10 protein-coding genes are annotated in these 8474 nt (G+C 64.4%); 9 read left to right on the forward strand and 1 reads right to left on the reverse strand.

The features are described 5' to 3' along the window. The first annotated feature begins 128 nt into the window (after window positions 1-128). The 3 genes from ACFVH5_RS42680 (at window position 129) to ACFVH5_RS42690 (ending at window position 3938) form a co-directional block, all read left to right on the forward strand. A complete protein-coding gene (locus ACFVH5_RS42680) occupies window positions 129-1868 on the forward strand; it encodes an ATP-dependent endonuclease (RefSeq protein ID WP_385839066.1) in 1740 nt (579 codons plus the stop codon). Between the two features lie 274 nt (window positions 1869-2142). After that, complete coding sequence (locus tag ACFVH5_RS42685) at window positions 2143-3378, forward strand: helix-turn-helix domain-containing protein (protein ID WP_385839067.1); 1236 nt, start codon at window positions 2143-2145, stop codon at window positions 3376-3378. 50 nt (window positions 3379-3428) lie between these two features. Then, complete coding sequence (locus ACFVH5_RS42690; protein ID WP_385839068.1) at window positions 3429-3938, forward strand: flavoprotein; 510 nt, start codon at window positions 3429-3431, stop codon at window positions 3936-3938. Window positions 3939-4154: 216 nt separating this feature from the next. Here ACFVH5_RS42690 and ACFVH5_RS42695 read toward each other — a convergent pair whose 3' ends face one another. Next, window positions 4155-4550 carry a GntR family transcriptional regulator gene (locus ACFVH5_RS42695; RefSeq protein ID WP_385839069.1) on the reverse strand — a complete coding sequence of 132 codons (396 nt, stop codon included), beginning with the start codon at window positions 4548-4550 and terminating at the stop codon, window positions 4155-4157. Between the two features lie 880 nt (window positions 4551-5430). Here ACFVH5_RS42695 and ACFVH5_RS42700 point away from each other — a divergent pair. The 6 genes from ACFVH5_RS42700 (at window position 5431) to ACFVH5_RS42725 (ending at window position 8280) form a co-directional block, all read left to right on the forward strand. Beyond that, a complete protein-coding gene (locus ACFVH5_RS42700) occupies window positions 5431-5601 on the forward strand; it encodes a hypothetical protein (RefSeq protein ID WP_385839070.1) in 171 nt (56 codons plus the stop codon). Next, complete coding sequence (locus ACFVH5_RS42705; protein ID WP_385839071.1) at window positions 5598-5939, forward strand: hypothetical protein; 342 nt, start codon at window positions 5598-5600, stop codon at window positions 5937-5939. The genes ACFVH5_RS42700 and ACFVH5_RS42705 overlap by 4 nt, the downstream gene beginning before the upstream one ends. Then, window positions 5936-7078, forward strand: a complete 1143-nt coding sequence (locus ACFVH5_RS42710; RefSeq protein ID WP_385839072.1) for a DUF2637 domain-containing protein — start codon at window positions 5936-5938, stop codon at window positions 7076-7078. Before ACFVH5_RS42705 ends, ACFVH5_RS42710 begins: the two co-directional genes overlap by 4 nt. Continuing rightward, a complete protein-coding gene (locus ACFVH5_RS42715) occupies window positions 7078-7407 on the forward strand; it encodes a hypothetical protein (RefSeq protein WP_385839073.1) in 330 nt (109 codons plus the stop codon). Before ACFVH5_RS42710 ends, ACFVH5_RS42715 begins: the two co-directional genes overlap by 1 nt. A 45-nt stretch (window positions 7408-7452) precedes the next feature. Next, window positions 7453-7713 carry a hypothetical protein gene (locus ACFVH5_RS42720; RefSeq protein WP_385839074.1) on the forward strand — a complete coding sequence of 87 codons (261 nt, stop codon included), beginning with the start codon at window positions 7453-7455 and terminating at the stop codon, window positions 7711-7713. A gap of 102 nt (window positions 7714-7815) precedes the next feature. Next, entirely contained in the window at window positions 7816-8280 is a 465-nt protein-coding gene (locus ACFVH5_RS42725; protein WP_385839075.1) for a hypothetical protein, read from the forward strand. Window positions 8281-8474: the final 194 nt, after the last annotated feature.

Here is an 8474-nt window from a genome sequence, read left to right on the forward strand (position 1 = left end):
ACTCGGAGGCCGTCGAGAGTGCCACACTCATTGGCCACAACACCTGATGCCTAGCTCTTAGCACAGCTATCCTGCCTCGATCGCTGCGTTGCACCTTGCAGAGCCGCACTCAAGGAACCGGGGTCACTGTGCCTGAATTGATCTTCCAGGGATTGGGTATCTCCGGTTATCGAAGCTTTGACGAAGAGATGCAGTACAGCGGGAAAATGGGCACTGTCACATTGCTCGCAGGTCAAAACAATGCAGGGAAATCAAACTTCCTGCGATTCCTGAAAATGGCAGCATCAGGGTCAGGGAACATCGGCTTGACTCAACTGGATCGTCCGCAGGCGGCGTCTACTCTCCCGTGCCGATACTCGCTCGCAATTTCGGTGGATGATGTAATTAGAGGGCTAAATGCCCAGCAGCGAAACGCTGAAGAGCCGCTAAGGAAACTCCTTACGCATCCCTCTCTGTGTAAGTTGGGGAACGGTTTGGTGTGGATTGAATTTGATGAGAGTCGCCTAATTATCCCTACTCAATTCGATGAGATCATTAACGAGATGGGGGATTTGGTCGGGCTAACTCAGATGGTGTCAAACCGGTACTCTGAGGGCCCCCGATTGTCCGCCGGGCGCACTAATGCACAGACAATTTTTCAGGCGATTTTGCAGCCAGTGAATACACAGTTTCCCGTGCAAACTATTGAATCCTTCCGCCAGATCCAGCCGATCATTGATGGGATGACTCAGGAAGGATCACATGAAGGATTTGGGCTGCTGAGTAAGCTGCAGCGGCTCCAAAACCCAAGCGCGGAAAAATACCATGAAGACTCGGCGAGGTTCGTGGCAGTCAATCGTTTTCTCAAGAATGTACTAGATGATGATCTTGCGCAGCTTGAGGTGGAACACAACGCAACTACTCTAAATGTCCACCATGCTGGGAAGATGCTTCCTCTGAGTCACCTCGGAACCGGCATCCATCAGGTAGTCATTCTCGCTGTTGCTGCGACCGTCCTAGAGAATACTGTCGTGTGTATCGAAGAGCCTGAAGTGCACCTTCACCCACTACTCCAGCGAAAGTTCATCAGATACCTGGCCAACGAGACAAGTAACCAGTATGTTATCGCAACCCACTCTGCGCATTTGCTTGACTATCAAAAAGCTTCAGTTATCCATGTTTGGCATGATGGGCAAAGGACGAAACTCACCCCCGCCCAGAGTCCTGCGGCGCTTTCGAATATCTGCTCAGATCTAGGATATCGCCCTTCCGACCTTCTGCAAACGAATGCTGTACTTTGGGTTGAAGGTCCTTCGGATCGGATCTATTTGAAGCATTGGATTGAATGGTACGCGAGTGACTTGGTCGAAGGGCTTCACTATTCCATCATGTTCTATGGGGGTGGGCTTCTCAATCAACTAACTTCGGCAGATGATGAAGTCACGGACTTCATCAAACTGCGCCGTCTGAATAGGCAGCTTGCTATTTTGATCGATAGCGATAAGACCTATGCAAGCATGCCTATCAATGACACAAAGAAGCGAGTTCGGGATGAGTTCAACGGTAGCCTAGTTGGCGGCTTTGCGTGGATTACGGACGGCTACACCATCGAGAACTATGTTCCACCGGACATTCTGAAATCGGCAGTCGCTGAAATTCACCCGCAGGCTAAGCCTTTGGTCTGGCAAGGTGAGAAATGGAGAAACCCGCTTCAGCTGGAGAGTAAGAAGAGTGGTAGAAGTTCAGTGCCAGACAAAAATAAGATCGCTCGCAGGGTCTGCGAGAAGTGGACGGAGCCGCCAGCTCCTAGGAGTCACCTAGAAAAGATGGTGCGACAGTTCCTCGAATTTGTCAGGGAGGCCAACGCTGGGATTGATCGTGAGTTTTAAGTCAGGCTTGAGATAAGTTTGAAGTTCCATCAGGGCTCGGACGAAGGGTGAAGCTATCCCTTCCAGGGCGCCGTACAGACAGGTCATCGGGCGCCCCTGGCGGCCTCTCTTTGGGGGAGACACCAGATTCAGGGACCCGGACATATTGTCCGGGTCCCTTTGCTTGAGGTCCCGCACGCTCTTACTGGCCCTGCTCGTGGGCGAGGCTAGCTACCAGGATCACCGGTTCGGTACCGTGAAATCGGCTCCCACAACCAGCAGGAGGCAGCACGCAATGCGTGGTCTCGGAGATCACCTCAGCATCGGCGAGCGGATCGCGTTCTACCGCAAGCGTCGCGGCTACACGCAAGAGGTTCTGTCTGGACTCGTCGGCTACAGCACCGACTGGTTGGCGAAGATTGAAACGGGTCGCCGGAAGCCGCCCCGCATCGACATGCTCGCGGAGCTATCGCGCATCCTGCGCGTTCCCCTCGGAGATCTTCTAGGCCAGACGGTGCTCATGGAGGATGAGAGGCAGCAAGACGACGTGCCGGCTGTGCGCGACGCGCTCATGAGTCCGCGCCGCCTGTCGCGTCTACTCTTCGGCCCTCAGGCTGAGGTGCAGCTCCCTATGCCCGCACCGGTAGCCGTTCGGGTCGAACGCGCGTGGAACGACTACCAGGGTGGGCGGCTCGGCAACGTCATTGCCGTGCTGCCCGCGCTCCTCCTGACTGCCCAGGAGTTGGAGGAGCGTGCGGCACGGCGGGGCGATGACCGTAGCGATTGCTGGGCAGTCTCGGCTCGTACGCACCACCTCGCAGCGACGACGCTCGCGAAGATCGGCGAATCGGACGTCTCATGGCTCGCTGCCGAGCGCGCTATGCGTGCCGCTGATGAGTCGGACGACCCGCTCGTGCTGGCGTCAGCCGCGCGGGCTGGAACGCACGCCTTGTTGGCCAACGGCCGGTATGACGACGCGCTGGAACTGGGCAACGCGGCTGCCGCGTGGCTGTCGTCTCAGGTAGCCGACAACGACCCCGCGGCGCTTAGCCTCCTGGGAATGATCCACCTGCGCGCCGCCGTGGCCGCGGCACGTCACCAGGATCGGTCGACCGCAACGGGCCTGCTGGACCGAGCGGAAGAACTCGCGGATGGCCTCGGGTCGGATGGGAACTACTGGCACACCGGGTTTGGCCCCACGAACGTACTGCTTCACCGTCTCTCCATCGAGCTGGACTTGGACAACGTGTCGTACGTGGTGGAACACGGCCGGATCAACGTCGACCACATGCCGCAAGAGCGAAGTGTGTCCCACCGAATCGACTTCGCGCGCGCCCTGTCGCTCGGCGGGCAGGGTGATGAGGCATTCGCGGAGCTCCGAACCGCTGAGCACACATCACCGCAGCTCGTGCGCAACAATCCCAGGGTGCGCGAGACGCTGCGAGACCTGATCAAGCAGTCTCCGGTAACGGGTGGCTCGCGTTCATCCGAGGTGTTTGTGATGGCTCAACGATGCAGGGCGGTGCAGTGAGCGTAGGCAAGCGCGGAGTTCTGGGGGTCGTTGGATCAGCAGCCGGAGGCTTGGAAGCGCTGCGGACTGGTCTGGTCGAGCCCGCGATAGACCGTGGATGGCAGGTTGCTGTCACCTTGACGCCGACCGCGGGTCAGTGGCTACGGCTGAGCGGTGAGGTCGAACGGCTGGAGAAGTTGACCGGACTCCCCGTGCGCGATCAGCCGCGGTCGCCCGGCGAGGCCCGACCGCACCCGCTGGTGGACTGCTACGTGGTCGCCCCCGCGTCAGCCAACATGGTTGCCAAGCTCGCGACGGGCCTGATGGACAACCAGGCACTGACGCAAGTGGGCGAGGCTATCGGCACCCTCGAACTGCCCGTCGTCGTCTTCCCTCGGGTGAACGCGGCGCACGCTCGCCACCCGGCATGGCAGCGCCACATCGACGCCCTTCGCGCCGGCGGCGTGCACGTCATCCAGGGCCCGGACGTGTGGCCGCTGTACGAGCCGCGGGAAGCGCCGAAGGGGCGCACGCTCCCGTGGTCGGCAGTGCTCGACACAGTTGATGAGGCTGTTCGGTGACGAGTCGTTAAATTCCCTGATCTGCATGGACAGAGGACCCGGACAGTCTGTCCGGGTCCTCTGTCGTTCGCGGCTACATGCTGATTGGCATGTCAGGGATCACTGAGCGAAGCGGCGAGTTGGAAGGCATTACTCCTGCTGAACTTGCCTTACTCAAAGCGAGTTTGAGCGAGGCGCGCGTGAAGGCCGAACGACTGCTGAGGCGTGCGGGCGAACTCACGGCGATGGCGGAGTCTCGCTGCCCACAAGCCGCTCAAGCCGGTCTAGACGCTCCCCGAGCAGGTGGAGGGCGTCATGGATCGTGCTGAGTTCTGCCGCCAAGGCGCTGAATGCGGGGCTGCTGCCCGGCTCGGTACCGAGGGGTACAGCAGGATCGCGGACGAACGTCCCGCGGCCCTGCTGAGTGAGGACCAAGCCCTCGTCTCGAAGCTGACCAAACGCGCTCTGAACGGTCATGAGTTGCACGCCAAGTTCTTTGGCGAGCTTGCGAGCGGCTGGGAGCTGGTCTCCCGGCTCGTACTCGCTATCGGGGCCCGCGATCCTTTCGCGAAACCTGGCCGCGATCTCCTTGGCCGTAGGCGTCTGTTTGGGCGCTTCGGGGCTCTGGTCCATGACGTCGAGAGTAACCGGACCTAGGTCAATCCCTGATCCTCTTCCACACTCTCTTGACAGTCAGATTGACATAGGTCAATCTGAAATCGCGACATCGCAGTGAGCCCGGAAGGGCTTCTTCAGCCGTGTTCGCAAGTGCTTGACCTGCACGTACAGCAGAGGGCGGGGACGCTGCAATCCCGCTAAAGGCCAGGTGGAACAGGGCTTCGGCCCGTACTGGCGAGGTGGCCCGGTGACCGCGAGCAACGGCCGGCGTGTGGGGACTTGGGTCCCTCTTGCAGTGCTGATTCTTGTCCTTCGATCTTCGGGAGTTCTCGTGTGTCAACGAATGCTTTGGGCGTCGCCGTGATGGACCGGCTGGCGGTGCCTGTGCGCAGATCACCGGTCCGTCTTCTGGGTTCGCGGCGCTGACGCTGCGGCTGGCTGCCTCTCCTGTCCGTCCGTTCCACGCCCCGTGTGAGGGCGTACGGACAGGGGCGCGGGGAGCTGGAATTCCCAGTTCCACAACGGCGCGCGGCCCCGGTGCTCGAACACCGGGGCCGCTGTTTTGGGCCGTTCCGTCGACTAAGGAGAGACGACCCATGAGGTGCATCGTTGCTGGTCGTGAAGCTGTTACCGCGACAGAGTTCGCGGAGTTGGCGTTCGGTGTAGATCCGGAGCTGTTCGCCGGTCCCGGCCACGAGTCGGAGAGCGATCGGGCGGCGCGGTTGGACGTGGCGCGCGAGGTGCTCGCGGAGCTGCGGGAGTCGGACCCGCGAGCCGCGGCGTTTGCTGAGACGTTGCTGCGTACGAGCCCGCTGAGGGACGCGCGAGTCATGGCCCGACGGAGGCGGACGCGCCAGACGGCACGCGGCTCCGTGGTAAATGCGGCGGTGGCGGCATGAGTGGGCGCGAGGTCCTAGACAGCTTCCCTGCCGGTCACCCGCGCGGTAGTTGGCCTGCGGAGGAGCGGGCCGCCGAACTGCGGGAGCAGGGCGAGAGTGCCTCGGTCGTCATGGACCTGGATACGGACCGCTTCCTTGTCGTCGCACCCGAGGGTGGTGTGCGGTGACTGCGCTGCCTGAGCCCGTGCGTGACCTGCTCGCCGCGGTCCTGGAGGCGCTCGACATCCCGCACCCGGCGTCGGTCGGAGGCTGTGAGGCGCACGACAGTCTGCTGAACAGCCGTGCCGTGCACGCCCGGATCGCCCTCGGTTCCGTCCTGGACGAGGAAGGGCCCGGCATGGGTCCGGCCTGGAATGCGGAGTACTTGCGGGAGCGTCTCGCGGAGCACCCGGTGGCCGGGTACGTCACCGCCGACCAGGCCCACGCTGCGCTCGCGGAGGGCAAGTCCTGGCTTGAGGCCGTGGCCCTCCCTGGCAGCGAGAGCGGGCCGGAGGTGGGCGCATGACTGCCCCCGCTGCCATGACGGCTGAGCAGATCCGCAGCGCGGAGAGGACACTCGGCGCGGGCACATGGACGATCACCGCGGGGGCCGTTCTGTACTCCGTCCTCACGGTGACTCCGCTCGTGCAGCGGGTCACGCCGCAGGGGTGGGAGTGGACAGCTCCGATTCTCCCGGTCGTCGTCGATATCGCTGTGGTGATCGTGATCCGGCTGGACGCGACGGTTTCCCGGCTGGGGGGCAGCACCGGGGGATGGCCGGCGGTCCTGCGGTGGATGACGGGTCTGTTCACGCTGCTGCTGAACGTCGGGGACTCCGCGCTCGACAGTGATGTGGTGGGGGTCGCCGTGCATGCGGTCGCCCCGCTGCTGCTGATCACCACCGCGGAGGCGGGCCTGTCCTACCGGCGCAAGATCTCTGCCCGTCTCGATGAGATCGAACGTTCACGGGCCGCGGAGAAGGAGCGTTCACGGGCCGCTGTTGAGGCCCACCGTGAACAGGACCGGACTGATCGTGAACGCGAGCGCGCCGAGCGTGAACAAGCGGAGCGCGAGGCTCGTGAACACGCAGAGTGCCGTGAACGCGAGCGCGCCGAGCGTGAACGGGAAGAGCGCAGGGAGGAGCGCGAGCACGCAGCCGGCCTGGAGCGTGAGCGGCTCGCGGCGGAGGCTGCCGAGCGCCGTGCGGACCGCGAAGCCGCGGAGCGTGCACGCCGTGACCAGCAGCAACGGGAGGACCGGCAGCGCGCGGAACAGCAGGAGCGTGAGCGGCACGACCGCGAGCGCGCCGAGCGTGAACGCCGTGAACAAGAGGCCCGGGAGGCTGCCGGGCGCACTGTTCACGAACCGCGCGAGCGCGAGGACCGGGACGGCCGTGAACACGCGGCGCCGCGCGGTGAACACCCCGTGTCTGCGTCCGTGAACAGCAGCGAGCGGCGCGCGCTCACGGCCGTCCCCGTGAACGGCATTGCGTCGGAGAAGCTCTCGGAGCCGTCCGCCCGTGAACACGTCCGCTTTGGCGAGCGGGAGGGCAGGACGGTCCGGCAGATGGCCGAGGAGACCGGCTGGTCCGTCGGCTGGGTCTCAGCCCGGGTCCGCGAGATCCGCGGGGACTCTCTTCCCCCTGCCGTGGGAGGTGGGCAGTGATGACCCGCCGTCCGCCCCTCGGAGTCTCCGCTGTCTGGCAGACCGTCATGGAGGCCGCCGGGTACCGCTGCCACTGCACCGGCGGCGTGTGCGGCTCGCAGCACGCCAAGAGCGGGATGCGCTGCCACCGCACCGCAGACAACCACCGGCTCATCGCAGCCCCCGCCGACCTGCTACTCACCCCCGCGGTCGCGGCAGCCGTGCCCGCAGGGCGGTTGCTGGCGTGGTGCCCGCAGTGCCACACGGGCGCGCTCGCCCGGCAGCGGGCCGCGGCCCGCAACCTCGCCCGGAACGAAGCGCCGGAACCGGCGGGCCTGTTCGACCTCTGAGGACCGGAGTGCCCTCTCATCCGCTCTACGACTAGGAGGAACCACATGCCCGGAACACCGTCCTGGCTCCGCAACCAGGACGAATACCGCGCCGCTTCTGCTGCTGACGACGCTCTTGGCGCGGCTGCCGAGGCGATGAACAGGTGCCGCGCCATCGCGGACGTCGTGCAGACGGCTGGCCGCGAGCATCACAGCGACCCGCTCTGGCAGGCGGCGGTGCTCGTATCGCACGTGCTCATCGAGGCCGCGGCGGCTCACGGCTTCGACGTGCACGACGTCGGTGAAGAGGCGGCCCGGCGCCGCTGACCGGCGCACAACAGCCCCGGCAGTCAGCCGTGAGGGCGCGGGATCGACTCCCGCCCGGGGCACGCACCACCACCCCAACATCCAGCCTGGAAGGGGCCTTTCATGGCCAGCCTGAAGACCGTCCGTATCCCGCGCCAACGTGGCCGCGGACGGCAGCCGTACATCGTCGTCGTGCCGGAGCACCGGCACTCTCTGACCGGGCGCGCGGCCTCTGCGCTCGCGCTGTTCGTGTGGGACCACCGCCGTGCGCTCGCCCCGACCGGGCTGGCGTTACTGGCGTTCGTGCTCACCGCCGTACTGCACACGCTCGCGTGGTGGGCGGCTCTCGTGCTCGCCCCTGCCGCGCTCGCGCCCCTCGTCTGGTTCGCCCTGGTCCAGCGCCGCCACCCCGCCGACGGATCGGCGCTCGCGTGGCGGATCACGCTCGCGGCCGTCTCGGCTCTCGCCGGGGGGTGGGTGGCGCTCGCGGTCGCGGTCGGTCCGCTCGCCGGGCCGCTGGAGGTCTGGTGGCTGCTGCTCCTGCTCGGCACACAGACCGCATGGCTCATCGTCCGCCGCACCCACTGACCTGACCAGGAGGAACCTGTGGCTTCAAACAACGCGGGCCAGCGCAACGGCGGCCCGAGCGCTTCCGCGCAGGCCCGCAACTTCGCCCGACACCAGGCACAGCAGCCGTACCAGAGGCCCAACAACGGCAACAGCAACCACGGCAAGGGCAACAAGTTCACCAACGCGGGAGCAGCGGTCGGAGGGTTCGTCGG

This window comes from Streptomyces sp. NPDC127119, from assembly GCF_042677425.1.
GTDB lineage: Bacteria > Actinomycetota > Actinomycetes > Streptomycetales > Streptomycetaceae > Streptomyces.